Annotated in this window: 12 protein-coding genes; 6 read left to right on the plus strand and 6 right to left on the minus strand. The window is 70.9% G+C overall.

From position 1 onward, the window contains the following. Nucleotides 1-3: 3 nt before the first annotated feature. Complete coding sequence (locus STRCI_RS21190; protein WP_269660523.1) at nt 4-852, minus strand: ABC transporter permease; 849 nt, start codon at nt 850-852, stop codon at nt 4-6. Then, on the minus strand, nt 849-1,847 hold the full coding sequence (locus STRCI_RS21195) for an ATP-binding cassette domain-containing protein (protein WP_269660524.1): 999 nt from the start codon (nt 1,845-1,847) through the stop codon (nt 849-851). Before STRCI_RS21195 ends, STRCI_RS21190 begins: the two co-directional genes overlap by 4 nt. Before the next feature lie 163 nt (nt 1,848-2,010). On the opposite strand from STRCI_RS21195, the gene STRCI_RS21200 reads away from it, so the two are divergent. Next, the gene (locus STRCI_RS21200; RefSeq protein ID WP_269660525.1) at nt 2,011-2,991 is read left to right on the plus strand and encodes an NAD(P)H-quinone oxidoreductase; all 981 of its coding nucleotides are present in this window, start codon (nt 2,011-2,013) and stop codon (nt 2,989-2,991) included. Nucleotides 2,992-2,995: 4 nt separating this feature from the next. Here STRCI_RS21200 and STRCI_RS21205 read toward each other — a convergent pair whose 3' ends face one another. Beyond that, a complete protein-coding gene (locus STRCI_RS21205; RefSeq protein ID WP_269660526.1) occupies nt 2,996-3,385 on the minus strand; it encodes a hypothetical protein in 390 nt (129 codons plus the stop codon). 135 nt (nt 3,386-3,520) lie between these two features. Here STRCI_RS21205 and STRCI_RS21210 point away from each other — a divergent pair, with 135 nt between their 5' ends. Further along, entirely contained in the window at nt 3,521-4,066 is a 546-nt protein-coding gene (locus STRCI_RS21210) for a bacterial proteasome activator family protein (RefSeq protein ID WP_015659125.1), read from the plus strand. Between the two features lie 64 nt (nt 4,067-4,130). On the opposite strand, the gene STRCI_RS21215 is transcribed toward STRCI_RS21210, so the two are convergent. Further along, nucleotides 4,131-5,750, minus strand: coding sequence for a protein kinase domain-containing protein (locus STRCI_RS21215; protein ID WP_269660527.1), 1,620 nt, complete (start codon nt 5,748-5,750; stop codon nt 4,131-4,133). A 356-nt stretch (nt 5,751-6,106) separates the two neighbouring features. On the opposite strand from STRCI_RS21215, the gene STRCI_RS21220 reads away from it, so the two are divergent. Continuing rightward, nucleotides 6,107-7,681 (plus strand): protein kinase domain-containing protein, encoded by a 1,575-nt coding sequence (locus STRCI_RS21220; protein WP_269660528.1) that lies wholly within the window; start codon nt 6,107-6,109, stop codon nt 7,679-7,681. A 22-nt stretch (nt 7,682-7,703) separates the two neighbouring features. On the opposite strand, the gene STRCI_RS21225 is transcribed toward STRCI_RS21220, so the two are convergent. Next, nucleotides 7,704-8,699 (minus strand): phosphotransferase, encoded by a 996-nt coding sequence (locus STRCI_RS21225; RefSeq protein ID WP_269660529.1) that lies wholly within the window; start codon nt 8,697-8,699, stop codon nt 7,704-7,706. A 535-nt stretch (nt 8,700-9,234) separates the two neighbouring features. Between STRCI_RS21225 and pdhA the strand changes: the two genes are divergently transcribed. The 3 genes from pdhA to STRCI_RS21240 are packed head-to-tail and all read left to right on the plus strand — an operon-like array spanning nt 9,235 to nt 12,782. Continuing rightward, nucleotides 9,235-10,386 (plus strand): pyruvate dehydrogenase (acetyl-transferring) E1 component subunit alpha, encoded by a 1,152-nt coding sequence (gene pdhA / locus STRCI_RS21230; RefSeq protein ID WP_269660530.1) that lies wholly within the window; start codon nt 9,235-9,237, stop codon nt 10,384-10,386. A 1-nt stretch (nt 10,387) separates the two neighbouring features. After that, the gene (locus tag STRCI_RS21235) at nt 10,388-11,380 is read left to right on the plus strand and encodes an alpha-ketoacid dehydrogenase subunit beta (protein ID WP_269660531.1); all 993 of its coding nucleotides are present in this window, start codon (nt 10,388-10,390) and stop codon (nt 11,378-11,380) included. Between the two features lie 10 nt (nt 11,381-11,390). Continuing rightward, nucleotides 11,391-12,782 carry a dihydrolipoamide acetyltransferase family protein gene (locus tag STRCI_RS21240; RefSeq protein WP_269660532.1) on the plus strand — a complete coding sequence of 464 codons (1,392 nt, stop codon included), beginning with the start codon at nt 11,391-11,393 and terminating at the stop codon, nt 12,780-12,782. Nucleotides 12,783-12,856: 74 nt separating this feature from the next. Here the strand turns inward: STRCI_RS21240 and STRCI_RS21245 are convergent, their stop codons facing one another. Continuing rightward, nucleotides 12,857-13,795 carry a D-alanyl-D-alanine carboxypeptidase family protein gene (locus STRCI_RS21245; RefSeq protein ID WP_269660533.1) on the minus strand — a complete coding sequence of 313 codons (939 nt, stop codon included), beginning with the start codon at nt 13,793-13,795 and terminating at the stop codon, nt 12,857-12,859. Nucleotides 13,796-13,809 lie beyond the last annotated feature (14 nt).

Below are 13,809 nucleotides of genomic sequence, written 5' to 3' on the forward strand. Positions count from 1 at the left end.
CGGCTACTTGCGGTTGTACAGCCGCATCGTGATCGGCCCGAAGACCAGGATCAGCACCGCGGCCCAGCCCAGCGTCCAGGCGATCTCGTCGGCCGGCCAGTCACCCGCCATCAGCTCCCGCACCGCGGAGGACAGATGGGTGATGGGGCTGTTGTTGACGAACGCCTGGAGCCAGCCCGGCATGGTCTTCGGGTCGACGAAGACGTTGGACAGGAAGGTCAGCGGGAAGATCACCATCATGCTGACACCCATCACCGACTTCTCGGTGCGCAGCAGCAGCCCGAACATCGTCCAGATCCACGAGAACGCGAACGAGAACACCACCAGCAGCGCGATCCCGGCGAGCACGCCCACGATCCCGCCGTCCGGCCGGTAGCCGAGGATGATCCCGACGGTGAGCATCACCGCGGAGGCGATGGTGTAGCGCACGGCGTCGCCCAGGAGATAGCCGACCATCGTCGACGGCCGCCAGATGGGCAGCGACCGGAACCGGTCGAAGACGCCCTTCTCGATGTCCGTGTTGACCGAGACACCGGTGTACATCGTGATCATCACGACCGACATCACCAGGATGCCCGGCAGCAGGAACTGGATGTACTCCTCCGGGGACCCGGCCAGGGCGCCCCCGAAGAGGTAGGTGTACATCAGCACCATCATGATCGGGAACGCGGTGACGTCGAAGAGCTGCTCCGGCACATGCTTGATCTTCAGCATCGCCCGCCAGCCGAAGGTCAGCGAGGCCGACAGGGCGCTCGGCCGCGGCGGCCGCTCCCCGGCGACGAGCAGCTCGGCGAGCGACTCGGCGCTGACCGGGGCGAGGTCCTTGGCCTCGGGGGTTGTCGCGGTGCTCATGCCGCCACCTCGTCCTTGGTGTCGTGGCCGGTGTCGTGTCCGGTGAGGGCGAGGAAGACCTCGTCCAGGCTGGGCTGGCCCAGCGAGAAGTTGTCGACGGTGATGCCCGTCCGGGCCAGCTCGGCGAGCGCCCGCGAGGCCTGCTCCGCCGCGCTGTCACCGGCCGCGGAGGACAGCCGGGCGGTCAGCGCCACCGGGTCGTGCTCCAGCGTCACCTCCGCGGTCAGCGCCGTCCGCAGCACCCGCTCGGCGTCCGGCCGCTGTCCGGCGTCGCGCAGCCGCAAGTGGACCGACCCGGCGCCCACGGACGCCTTCAGCTCGCCCTTGGTGCCCTCGGCGATCACCCGGCCGTGGTCGATGACCGCGATCCGGGAGGCCAGCTGGTCGGCCTCGTCCAGATACTGCGTGGTCAGCAGCACGGTGGTGCCCTGGGCGACCACCGCGCGCACGATGTCCCACACCTGGTTGCGGCTGCGCGGGTCGAGCCCGGTCGTCGGCTCGTCGAGGAAGAGCAGATCGGGGGTGTTGAGGATGGACGCGGCGATGTCGATCCGGCGCCGCATACCGCCCGAGTAGTGCTTGACCTGCTTCGCCGCCGCATCGCTGAGCCCGAAGGCCTCCAGGAGCTGTTCGCTGCGGATGCGGCCCGCCTGCTTGGAGTGGCCGAGCAGACGGGCCAGCAGGATCAGGTTCTCGGTGCCGGTCAGGTCCTCGTCGACGGAGGCGTACTGGCCGGTCAGGCTGACCCGGCCGCGCACCTCGTCGGCCTCGCGCACGACGTCGTGGCCGAACACATGGGCCTCACCGCCGTCCGGGCGCAGCAGGGTGGCGAGCATCTTCACGGTGGTGGTCTTTCCGGCGCCGTTCGGCCCGAGGACGCCGTAGACCGTGCCGGCCGGAACCGACAGGTCGACCCCGTCGACGGCCCTGGTCTCGCCGAACGTCTTCACCAGGCCCGCGGTCTCGATGGCCAGGGCCGGCGTGTGCTGGCTCATGGTGGGATGTCCTTCCGCGTACGTGGGTTACGCATGGGGAGACCTTTACCGTCGCTCAAACTCATCGGTCCCGCACAGGGTTTTCCGGGGGAACCGGACCAAGGACCGAGGAGGGCCGGGACCATCGGCCGAGGAACGGGGACCGAGGAGTAGCGTCGGCGCCATGCATGCGATCACGATTGACGAACCCGGTGGACCCGAGGCGCTGGTGTGGGCCGAGGTCCCCGATCCGGTGCCCGGCGAGGGCGAGGTCCTCATCGAGGTGGCGGCGAGCGCCGTGAACCGGGCCGACCTCCTGCAGCGGCAGGGCTTCTACAACCCCCCGCCCGGCGCGTCCCCCTATCCGGGCCTGGAGTGCTCGGGGCGGATCGCCGCGCTCGGCCCCGGAGTCTCCGGCTGGGCCGTCGGCGACGAGGTGTGCGCGCTGCTCGCGGGCGGCGGCTACGCCGAGAAGGTCGTCGTCCCGGCCGGGCAGGTGCTGCCGGTGCCCAAGGGCGTCGGCCTGGTCCAGGCGGCGGCGCTGCCCGAGGTGGTCTGCACGGTCTGGTCGAACGTCTTCATGATCTCCCACCTGCGGCCGGGCGAGACCCTGCTGGTGCACGGCGGCTCCAGCGGTATCGGCACCATGGCGATCCAGCTCGCCAAGGCCGTCGGCGCCAAGGTCGCGGTCACCGCCGGCACCCGGGAGAAGCTGGACCGGTGCGCGGAGCTGGGCGCGGACATCCTGGTCAACTACAAGGAGCAGGACTTCGTCGAGGAGCTCGCGAAGGCCACCGACGGCGCGGGCGCCGATGTCATCCTCGACAACATGGGCGCCAAGTACCTGGACCGCAATGTCCGGACCCTCGCCGTCAACGGCCGGCTCGCGATCATCGGCCTCCAGGGCGGTGTCAAGGGCGAGCTGAACCTCGCGGCCCTGCTGAACAAGCGCGCCGCGGTCAGCGCGACCTCGCTGCGGGCCCGCCCGATCGCCGAGAAGACGGCGATCGTCGCGGCTGTACGGGAGCATGTGTGGCCGCTGCTCGACGCCGGTCATGTGCGTCCGGTGGTCGACCGGGAGCTCCCGATGAGCGACGCGGCGGCCGGGCACCGGGTGGTGGAGGAGAGCGGGCACATCGGCAAGGTCCTGCTGGTCACCCCCTGAGCGCTCAGTCGGCGCGGCGCAGTCGCAGGCCCACGAAGGCCAGCCCCAGGCCGAGCCCGATCAGCACGAGGCCGCTGCCCAGCGGCAGCACCTGGATCACGGGCCCGTCCGGCACGGCGGCGCCCCGCGCGGGCGCCTCGGAGTGCGGGGCGACGGGGTCCGGGGGCGCGGGGGAGGCCGCGACGGGTTCCTCCTCCGCGGCCTCGGGCAGCCCCGCGTAGGGCCGTCCGGGCCGCTCCCGCCCCTCCCCGGCCCCGCTGCCCGCCCGGGACGCCGAGGCCGAGGGGGACGCCGACGGCTCGCCCTCCACGCCGTACGCCGTCCCGGCCCCGAAACCCCCCATGAGCACGACGAGCAGTCCCGCCGTCCGTACTGTCCGCAGCCATGGAGTCACGGAACAAGCCTCACATCGGCGAAAGATCCGGGCATTTCATACGCCGCCACCGGGTCGAACCCGACGCAAACGGTGGATCACCCTGCACGGGGGGCACCACGCTGATGAGATGTAGGGGTGCGAGAGAATGGCGGCATGGAGATGCCGAGGAACGAAAGGTCGCCGGAGAACCCGCAGATCCTGGTCGTGGGCCAGGACGGCATGGCGCTCAGCGGCGGCAACCCGGACGAGGACTCCCGCGAGATTCCCGTGACGGAGCAGGTCGAGCAGCCGGCGAAGGTCATGCGGATCGGCAGCATGATCAAGCAGCTGCTCGAAGAGGTGCGCGCGGCTCCGCTCGACGAGGCCAGCCGGGTCCGCCTCAAGGAGATCCACGCCAGCTCGGTGAAGGAGCTGGAGGACGGACTCGCCCCGGAGCTGGTCGAGGAACTGGAGCGCCTGTCCCTGCCGTTCGCCGACGAGGCGACCCCGTCCGACTCGGAACTGCGGATCGCCCAGGCCCAGTTGGTGGGCTGGCTGGAGGGCCTCTTCCACGGTATCCAGACCACCCTGTTCGCCCAGCAGATGGCGGCCCGCGCCCAGCTGGAGCAGATGCGCCGCGCCCTCCCGCCGGGCGTCGGCCACGAGGAGGGCGGCGACGACCCGCGCACCGGCGGCCGCTCGGGCGGACCGTACCTGTAACCACCCACGACGACGAAGGGCCCGGCGGTCTTCCGACCGCCGGGCCCTTCTGTCCGTCCTTGTGTCAGGCCGGGTTGCCCGTCGAGACGTTGAGGGTGATCTTCGGCGGGTTCTCCGGGTCGATGTCCGTGCCCGCCGTCGGGAACTGCTCCATCACCGTGTCCTGGCCGAAGGTGTTCTCGTCCACGTCCTTGCGCTCGACCTGCCAGCCCGCGGCCCGGGCGCAGGCGCGCACCGACTCGTAGTTCTTGTACGTGAAGTCCGGCAGCTCCACCTTGTCGGGGTCGTTGTACGACTCCACCGGCTCGGTGCACTTCTCGGTGTCGATGACCTTCGTCCTGTCCGGACCCCGGTGCCCCTCGACCACCGAGGGGGACGCGCTGCCCGAGCCCTCGGGCTTGTCGTCGTCGGTGCCGCCGTTGAGTATCAGCGCGGCGATCAGACCGCCGACCGCGAGCACCGACACCACGATCGAGCCGATGATCACCGGCCTGTTCCGGCCGCCGCCACCGCCCCCGGGACCGGACACGCTGGTCTGCGGGGTCAGGTTGTACGGCGGCGGCGTCGACGCGTACCCGGCCGGCGCCGGGGTCTGGTAGCCCGGCTGCTGCGGATAGCCGTACGCCGGAGCGGGCGCGGGCGTCGGGGCGCCGTACGGGTTCGGCGTCGGAGCCGGCTGGTACGGCGTCTGGACCTGACCGGAGGGCGCCGGGGTCGACTGGTCGACCGGCGGGAAGACCGAGGCGCCGACACCGGCGCCGCTGGCGGTCTGCGCGCCCGGCACGATGCTCGGCGCGGCGGCCTGGAAGGAGGACGCCACCCGCAGACACTCGTCGCGCATGGCCTCGGCGCTCGGGAAACGCTCGTTCGGGTTCTTCCGCAGCGCGCGGGCGACCAGCGCGTCCACCGCCGGCGGCAGCGAGCGGTTGACCGAGGAGGGCGCCACCGGCTCCTCCTGCACATGCGCGTACGCGATGGCCAGCGGCGAGTCCGCCTCGAACGGCAGCCGCCCGGTGACCAGCTGGAACAGCATGATGCCGACCGAGTACAGATCGGAACGCGCGTCCACGCCCCGGCCGAGCGCCTGCTCCGGGGAGAGGTACTGCGGAGTGCCGACGACCATGCCGGTCTGGGTCATCGAGGTGACGCCGGACTGCATGGCGCGGGCGATGCCGAAGTCCATCACCTTGACCACGCCACGCTTGGTCATCATCACGTTGCCCGGCTTGATGTCCCGGTGGACAAGACCCATCTCGTGGCTGATCTCCAGCGCCGCCAGCACATCCGCGGTGATCTTCAGCGCCTTGTCGGCGGGCATCGCGCCCTGCTGCCGGATGTCCTCGTCCAGCACCGAGCCGAGCGGACGGCCCTCGATGTACTCCATGACGATGTACGGAGTCGTCATGCCGTCGAGGCTGTCCTCGCCGGTGTCGAAGACCGAGACGATATTGGTGTGCGTGAGCTTGGCCACGGCCTGGGCCTCGCGGCGGAACCGCTCGCGGAAGGCCTGTTCCCGGCCCAGCTCGGTGTGCAGGGTCTTGACCGCGACCTGGCGGTCGAGCACGGCGTCGTACGCCAGATGCACCGAGGCCATGCCGCCTTCGCCGAGCAGATCGCGCAGTTGATAGCGGCCGTCCGCCAGCGCCCGTCCCGCGTACCGCCCCTGTGCGCCGTCCTGGCTCATGTCTCCGTGTCCCCCATAGCCCGTCGGCGCCGGCGATATGCGTGGATCCGTCGGTGATCCGTCGTTGATCGAAAGTGCGATTCCCGGCCAAGTCTGCCCCAGGGCACTGACACGTCAAGCTCGGTGCCCGTTCCGTGACCGTACGCGAAAGAAGCGTCGCGCAAGCGTTACAGGGGGCGTACGCCCGGTACACAGAATTTGCACGACGCACGGGCTTGCGGGTTTCATGGCCGGTCCGTCACGGACCGGCCGGGGGCACCGTCCCGGACCGGCGGCCCGCGCGGAGGCTGTAGCGTGGCCGACGGAGACCGTAACAACACCGCGCGCACCGCGGGCAGAAACGACGGCGAGGACCGATGGCACAGCAGCAGCGCGCTCAGGGCCCGTCCGACCCCGAGGCGACTGGCGGCGGTATGTCAGATGCGCCGGAGCTGTGGGGTAACGGCGGGCTGGTCGGGGACGGCCGGTACCGGCTCACCCGCAGACTCGGCCGGGGCGGTATGGCTGAGGTGTTCGCCGCGGAGGACGTCCGGCTCGGACGGACCGTCGCGGTCAAGCTGTTGCGCGCCGACCTCGCCGAGGACCCGGTCTCCAAGGCCCGCTTCACGCGCGAGGCCCAGTCGGTGGCCGGCCTCAACCACCATGCGATCGTGGCCGTTTACGACTCCGGCGAGGATTTCGTCGGCGGTCAGAGCGTGCCGTACATCGTCATGGAGCTGGTCGAGGGCCGCACCATCCGCGATCTCCTCATCAACGCCGAGGCGCCCGGGCCCGAGCAGGCCCTGATCATCGTCTCCGGGGTGCTGGAGGCGCTCGCCTATTCGCATCAGCACGGCATCGTGCACCGCGACATCAAGCCGGCGAACGTCATCATCACCAACAACGGCGCGGTCAAGGTGATGGACTTCGGCATCGCCCGCGCCCTGCACGGCGCGTCCACCACGATGACCCAGACCGGCATGGTCATGGGCACCCCGCAGTACCTCTCCCCGGAGCAGGCGCTCGGCAAGGCGGTCGACCACCGCTCCGACCTGTACGCGACGGGCTGCCTCCTCTACGAACTCCTCGCGCTGCGGCCCCCGTTCACCGGCGAGACCCCCCTCTCGGTGGTCTACCAGCACGTCCAGGACATCCCGACGCCCCCGTCGGAGGCCTCCGACGCCTCGCCGCCGGAGCTGGACGGCCTGGTCATGCGCTCCCTCGCCAAGGAGCCCGACGACCGCTTCCAGACCGCCGAGGAGATGCGCGGACTGGTCCAGTACGGCCTGCAGATGCTCTACGACCAGGGCGGCCACACCGGCACCTGGAACACCGGCCCGGTCGACACGCACGACGGCCGGCACACCCCCTCGGGGGGCTTCGCGCAGACGGCCGTGATGGGCCACGCGGGCGCGGACGCCTCCGGCACCACGCAGATCCCGCAGCCGATCCTGCCGGGCGGCCGGTACGGCGGCGGGGACGACGGCGGCTTCGAGGGACACGGCAACAAGGGCAGCGGCCGCGGCAAGCTGTGGATCCTCGCCGTGCTCGCGGTGATCGCCATCGCGGCGGGCGTCGCCCTCGCGCTGAACGGCGACAACGACAAGAACCCCGGCACGGACACCACGAAGTCGCCGAGCGTGACGGAGTCCAAGGACGACGAGACGGCCAGCGAGTCGCCGAGCGACGACGACACCGAAGAGCCGACCGACGACACCACCGACGACGGCTCCAGCACGGACGGCGGCTCGGGCTGGACCCCGTCGACCTCGCCGACGTACACCCCGTCCGAGACGGCCACCAGCGAGGAGCCGGAGCCGACGGACACGGCGACCGAGCCGACGGAGCCGACCGAGGAGCCGACCGAGACGGACCCGGAGCCGACGGATCCGCCGGAGCCGACGGACGGCACGGTCGAGGGCGCCACCGGCGGGGACCCTGCGGGGGACTGACCCCGCAGGGCCGGCCCGCCGCTCAGTCCACGAACGCGTCGCACACCGCGTCGTACTCCCGCGTCCACCACACCACCAGCGCCGAGGCGGCCGGGAACTGCGGGTCGGCGCGGGTGTCGCCGCGCTCGTAGTGCCAGCGCAGCATCCAGAAGTCGTTGAGGCGCTCCCACCACACCCGGTGCACGGCCGCCGCCAGCTCCGAGGGCGTGGCGTTCGCCGTGCGCCGGTACGCGCGCGTGTAGGCCCGTACCTTCGGCAGGTCCAGGGTGCCCGCGGGCCGGACGAAGAAGATCGCGGCGGCCCGTACCGCCTCCTCCGCGCGGGGCTGCACGCCGAGCCGGTCCCAGTCGACGATCGCGGCGGGCGCGTCGCCCTTGTAGAGCACGTTGAAGGGGTGGAAGTCCCCGTGCACCCAGCCCACCGGGCCCCCGCGCGGGGGACGCCGGTCGGCGTGCCGCTCCAGCAGCGCGCGCCGCTGCAGCAGCCGGTACCGGGCGAGCGCGTCGAAGGAGTCGGCGGGCCGGTGCCGGCGCACCCGGGCGAGCAGGTCGGCGATGAGGGCGAAGGTGTCGGCGGGGTCGGCGCCCACCCCGGGCTCCCGCCGCTCCGGCGGCATCACCCGCTCCAGGCCCGCGTGGACCGCCCCGAGCAGCGCGCCGAGCCGGGTGCACTGCCCTTGGGTGAGCTGGCCGCCGTGCCGGTGCCGGCCGTCGATCCAGGGGTGCAGGGCGTAGGCGTGGCCGCCGATCACGGCGACCGTACGGCCGTCCCGCGCGGGCAGGGGCGGCGCCACCGGGACGCCGAGGCCGGCCAGGCGCTCGGTGGCCCGGTGCTGGCGGGCGATGGCGGCGGGGTCGGCGGTCTCGGGGTCGAAGTGGTGCTTCAGGAAGTAGCGGCCATGGGTGGTGCGGAGCCGGTAGCCGCGGTTCAGCAGCCCTTGGTCGACCGGTTCGCAGGTGACGGCGCATCCGGCGGCGTACTGGCGCAGCAGGGCGCCCAGCGGGGGCGCGGGATGCACGGGGGGTGGTACACAAGGGCGCGGCACGCGCCAGATGCTAGGGCACGAGCCGGGCCCGTGAGCTGGGCGTTGTCACAGAAAGTCGGCGTCAGTCGCATTCGGTCACGGGATGCTCGCGAAGTGGCTTTCCAAGGCCCTGAATGCCGTCGGGAAGTAGTGGCCACACCGAGGCCGTCTGCCGTAAATGCCCCTGTCTCTACGCCTTCGTTCTCGCGGTAACTGAAACCCGAAAAGTCTTCCGGTGGCCTGGGTGGCCGGGATAACGTGCCGTTGCTCCGGCCTCCTGCAAGGCTGTGACCAGCGCCCTTCGAGGTCCTCGCGATTTACTTGGAAATCCAAGCAAAATCGCAGGTCAAATGGGGTTTCACAGAAATGTGGAGCACTGGGTAACGTGATTGTTGCAGGGCGCTCGCCGGGGCACCTGTCACGCCTGTTCCGGCCGAGTGACACCCACCCCGTGCACGGGTGTCGGACCAGGTTGAGCCGCACTGGTCATCCCGGCAACCCCGGGGACCGGACCGACGGAGGAGCACACGTGACCGTGGAGAGCACTGCCGCGCGCAAGCCGCGACGCAGCGCCGGGACCAAAAAGTCCCCGAGCCCCAAGCCCGAGCTCGTTCAGTTGCTGACGCCCGAGGGCAAGCGCGTCAGGAACGCCGAGTACGACAAGTACGTCGCCGACATCACCCCCGAAGACCTGCGCGGTCTGTACCGCGACATGGTGCTCACCCGCCGGTTCGACGCCGAGGCCACCTCGCTGCAGCGTCAGGGCGAGCTGGGCCTGTGGGCCTCGCTGCTCGGCCAGGAGGCCGCCCAGATCGGTTCGGGCCGGGCCCTGCGCGATGACGACTATGTCTTCCCGACCTACCGCGAGCACGGCGTCGCCTGGTGCCGCGGGGTCGACCCGACCAACCTGCTGGGCATGTTCCGGGGTGTGAACAACGGCGGCTGGGACCCGAACAGCAACAACTTCCAGCTGTACACGATCGTCATCGGCTCGCAGACCCTGCACGCCACCGGCTACGCCATGGGCATCGCCAAGGACGGCGCGGACAGCGCGGTGATCGCCTACTTCGGCGACGGCGCCTCCAGCCAGGGCGATGTCGCGGAGTCGTTCACCTTCTCGGCCGTCTACAACGCGCCGGTGGTGTTCTTCTGCCAGAACAACCAGTGGGCGATCTCCGAGCCGACCGAGAAGCAGACCCGCGTCCCGCTCTACCAGCGCGCGCAGGGCTACGGCTTCCCGGGCGTCCGGGTCGACGGCAACGACGTGCTGGCCTGTCTCGCGGTCACCAAGTGGGCCCTGGAGCGGGCCCGCCGCGGCGAGGGCCCGACCCTGGTCGAGGCGTACACCTACCGCATGGGCGCGCACACCACCTCCGACGACCCGACCCGCTACCGGGGCGACGAGGAGCGGGTGGCCTGGGAGGCCAAGGACCCGATCCAGCGCCTTCGCCAGTTCCTGGAGTCCGCAAACCACGCGGACGAGGGATTCTTCGCGGAACTGGAGACCGAGTCCGAAGCGTTGGGCAGGCGAGTACGCGAGGCGGTCCGTGCCATGCCGGACCCGGACCACTTCGCCATCTTCGAGAACGTGTACGCGGACGGGCACGCGCTCGTCGACGAGGAGCGAGCCCAGTTCGCCGCCTACCAGGCGTCGTTCGCGGACGCCGAAGGGGGCAAGTGACATGGCCGAGACCGCGACATCCAAGAGCATGGCTCTCGCCAAGGCGATCAACGAATCGCTGCGCAAGGCCCTGGAGGCCGACCCCAAGGTCCTCGTCATGGGCGAGGACGTCGGCAAGCTCGGCGGCGTCTTCCGGGTGACCGACGGGCTCCAGAAGGACTTCGGCGAGGAGCGGGTCATCGACACCCCGCTCGCCGAGTCCGGCATCGTCGGCACCGCCATCGGCCTCGCGCTGCGCGGCTACCGCCCGGTGGTGGAGATCCAGTTCGACGGCTTCGTCTTCCCGGCCTACGACCAGATCGTCACCCAGCTCGCCAAGATGCACGCCCGCTCGCTGGGCAAGGTCAAGCTCCCGGTCGTCGTGCGCATCCCCTACGGCGGCGGCATCGGCGCCGTCGAGCACCACTCGGAGTCCCCCGAGGCGCTGTTCGCGCATGTGTCCGGCCTGAAGATCGTCTCCCCGTCGAACGCGTCCGACGCCTACTGGATGATGCAGCAGGCGATCCAGAGCGACGACCCGGTGATCTTCTTCGAGCCCAAGCGGCGCTACTGGGACAAGGCCGAGGTCAACACCGAGGCGATCCCCGGCCCGCTGCACAAGGCGCGGGTGGTCCGCGAGGGCACCGACCTGACCCTGGCGGCCTACGGCCCGATGGTGAAGACCTGCCTGGAGGTCGCCGCCGCGGCCGCCGAGGAGGGCAGGAACCTCGAGGTCCTGGACCTGCGCTCGGTCTCCCCGCTCGACTTCGACTCCATCCAGGCCTCGGTGGAGAAGACCCGCCGCCTGGTCGTGGTGCACGAGGCGCCGGTGTTCTTCGGCTCCGGCGCGGAGATCGCCGCCCGGATCACCGAGCGCTGCTTCTACCACCTGGAGGCCCCGGTGCTCAGGGTCGGCGGCTACCACGCCCCGTACCCGCCGGCGCGTCTGGAGGAGGAGTACCTGCCGGGCCTGGACCGGGTGCTCGACGCCGTCGACCGTGCCCTGGCGTACTGAGGAGAGGGTCGTGACGACGATGACGGAAGCGTCCGTACGCGAGTTCAAGATGCCGGACGTCGGTGAGGGCCTCACCGAGGCCGAGATCCTCAAGTGGTACGTCCAGCCCGGTGACACGGTCACCGACGGCCAGGTGGTGTGCGAGGTCGAGACGGCCAAGGCCGCCGTCGAGCTGCCCATCCCCTACGACGGTGTGGTCCGCGCGCTGCACTTCCCCGAGGGCACCACGGTCGACGTGGGCACGTCGATCATCGCGGTCGACGTCTCGGGCGGCACCGCGGCTCCGGCGCCCGCCGAGGCCGCACCGGCCCCCGCCGCCGCCCCCGAGCCGGAGGAGGAGAAGCCGCAGGGCCGCCAGCCGGTGCTCGTCGGCTACGGCGTGGCCGCCTCCTCCACCAAGCGCCGCCCGCGCAAGGGCCCCACGGTCGCGGTGCCGGAGGCGTCCGCCGCGGTCCAGTCCGAGCTGAACGGCCACGGGCACGGTCCCGCGGCCGTCAAGGAGCGCCCGCTGGCCAAGCCGCCGGTGCGCAAGCTCGCCAAGGACCTCGGTGTCGACCTGGCGACCGTCACCCCGACCGGGCGCGACGGCGTCATCACCCGCGAGGACGTGCACGCGGCGGCGGCCCCGCCGAAGGCCCCGGAACCGGTGGTGGCGGCCCCCGCCCCCGCCGCGCCGGCGCCCGTGGCGACGTACGACGGCGCCCGCGAGACCCGGATCCCGGTCAAGGGTGTGCGCAAGGCGACGGCCGCGGCGATGGTCGGTTCGGCGTTCACGGCCCCGCATGTCACGGAGTTCGTGACGGTGGACGTGACCCGCACCGTGAAGCTGGTCGAGGAGCTGAAGCAGGACAAGGACATGCAGGGCCTGCGGGTCAACCCGCTCCTGCTGATCGCCAAGGCCCTGCTGGTCGCCATCAAGCGCAACCCGGACATCAACGCCTCCTGGGACGAGGCGAACCAGGAGATCGTGGTCAAGCACTACGTCAACCTGGGCATCGCCGCGGCCACCCCGCGCGGTCTGATCGTGCCGAACATCAAGGACGCGCACGACAAGACCCTGCCCCAGCTGGCCGGGTCCCTCGGTGAGCTGGTGTCGACGGCGCGGGAGGGCAAGACGTCCCCCGCCGCGATGCAGGGCGGCACGATGACCATCACCAACGTCGGCGTCTTCGGCGTCGACACCGGTACGCCGATCCTCAACCCCGGCGAGTCCGCGATCCTCGCGGTCGGCGCGATCAAGCTCCAGCCGTGGGTCCACAAGGGCAAGGTCAAGCCCCGTCAGGTCACCACCCTGGCGCTCTCCTTCGACCACCGGCTGGTCGACGGCGAACTGGGCTCCAGGGTGCTGGCCGACGTGGCGGCGATCCTGGAGCAGCCCAAGCGGCTGATCACCTGGGCGTAGGACAACGGGAAGGGGCCCGCCACGGGATCGTGGCGGGCCCCTTCCGTGCTTCCGCTTGCGTGCTCGCGTACGCGTCAGTCGCGCGGAGCGCCCGAGGGCAGCTGCCGCAGCTGCATCGTGGACGCCGTCGTCGTACCGAAGGCGTAGTCCATCAGCTTGCCCGCGTCCGTGAAGCGGTTGGTGTCGTTCAGCAGCACACCCACCACCGACTTGCCGTTACGGGTTCCGGCGAAGACCAGGCAGGGCCCCGAGGGGGTGTTGGTGCCCGTCTTCACACCGGTCGCGCCGGTGTAGGAGCCGATCAGCTTGTTGGTGTTGTACCAGGTGTACTTGCGCGTGCCGCCGGTGCTGGTCGGCGCGTAGTGCACGGTCGACGGCTTCTTCACGATGCCCGAGAACGTCGAGAACGTCATCGCGCTGCGGGTGAGCTTCGCGAGGTCGCGAGGCGTCGTGTAGTTCGTGTTCTGCGTGGAGTTGCCGTCGAACGAGTCGAAGTGCGTGTTCGTCAGGCCGAGGGCTTCGGCCTTCTTGTTCATCTTGGCGATGAAGTTCTTGGTGCGGGCCGCGACCGTGGTGCCGGTGCCGAACTTGTCGGCGAGCGCCATGGCGGCGTCGCAGCCGGACGGCAGCATCAGCGCGTTGAGCAGCTGCCGGACGGTGAGCTTGTCGCCGGTCTTCAGGTCCGCGCTGCTCGCGCCCACCTTGGCGACGTAGTCGCGGTAGGCCTGCTTGACGGTGACCTTGGTGTCCAGGTTCACGCCCGGTATGGCCAGCACGACCCGGGCCGTCATGATCTTCGTGGTGCTCGCCATCGGCCGCTTGGTGTCGGCGGCCTTGCTGTAGAGCGTGGAGCCGGTCGCGCTGTCGAGCATGAAGGCGCCCTTGGCGCTGACCGTGGGGGCGGTTGCGGCCTGGGCGGGTGCCGCCAGGGCGCCGCCCGCCACCAGCACACCGGTGGTGGCCACGACGGCGGCGGTGCGGCGGACGCGGACGCCCTTGATGCCGGTTATCACTGTTTTACGCTCCG

Origin of the sequence: Streptomyces cinnabarinus (genome assembly GCF_027270315.1) — a bacterium.
GTDB classification, from domain to species: Bacteria; Actinomycetota; Actinomycetes; order Streptomycetales; family Streptomycetaceae; genus Streptomyces; species Streptomyces cinnabarinus.

Coding starts and splice junctions, on each gene's coding strand:
- STRCI_RS21195 (WP_269660524.1), bottom strand. CDS start 1,847: ATGAGCCAGCACACGCCGGCCCTGGCCATCGAGACCGCGGGCCTGGTG.
- STRCI_RS21200 (WP_269660525.1), top strand. CDS start 2,011: ATGCATGCGATCACGATTGACGAACCCGGTGGACCCGAGGCGCTGGTG.
- STRCI_RS21235 (WP_269660531.1), top strand. CDS start 10,388: ATGGCCGAGACCGCGACATCCAAGAGCATGGCTCTCGCCAAGGCGATC.
- STRCI_RS21220 (WP_269660528.1), top strand. CDS start 6,107: ATGGCACAGCAGCAGCGCGCTCAGGGCCCGTCCGACCCCGAGGCGACT.
- STRCI_RS21190 (WP_269660523.1), bottom strand. CDS start 852: ATGAGCACCGCGACAACCCCCGAGGCCAAGGACCTCGCCCCGGTCAGC.
- STRCI_RS21210 (WP_015659125.1), top strand. CDS start 3,521: ATGGAGATGCCGAGGAACGAAAGGTCGCCGGAGAACCCGCAGATCCTG.
- STRCI_RS21215 (WP_269660527.1), bottom strand. CDS start 5,750: ATGAGCCAGGACGGCGCACAGGGGCGGTACGCGGGACGGGCGCTGGCG.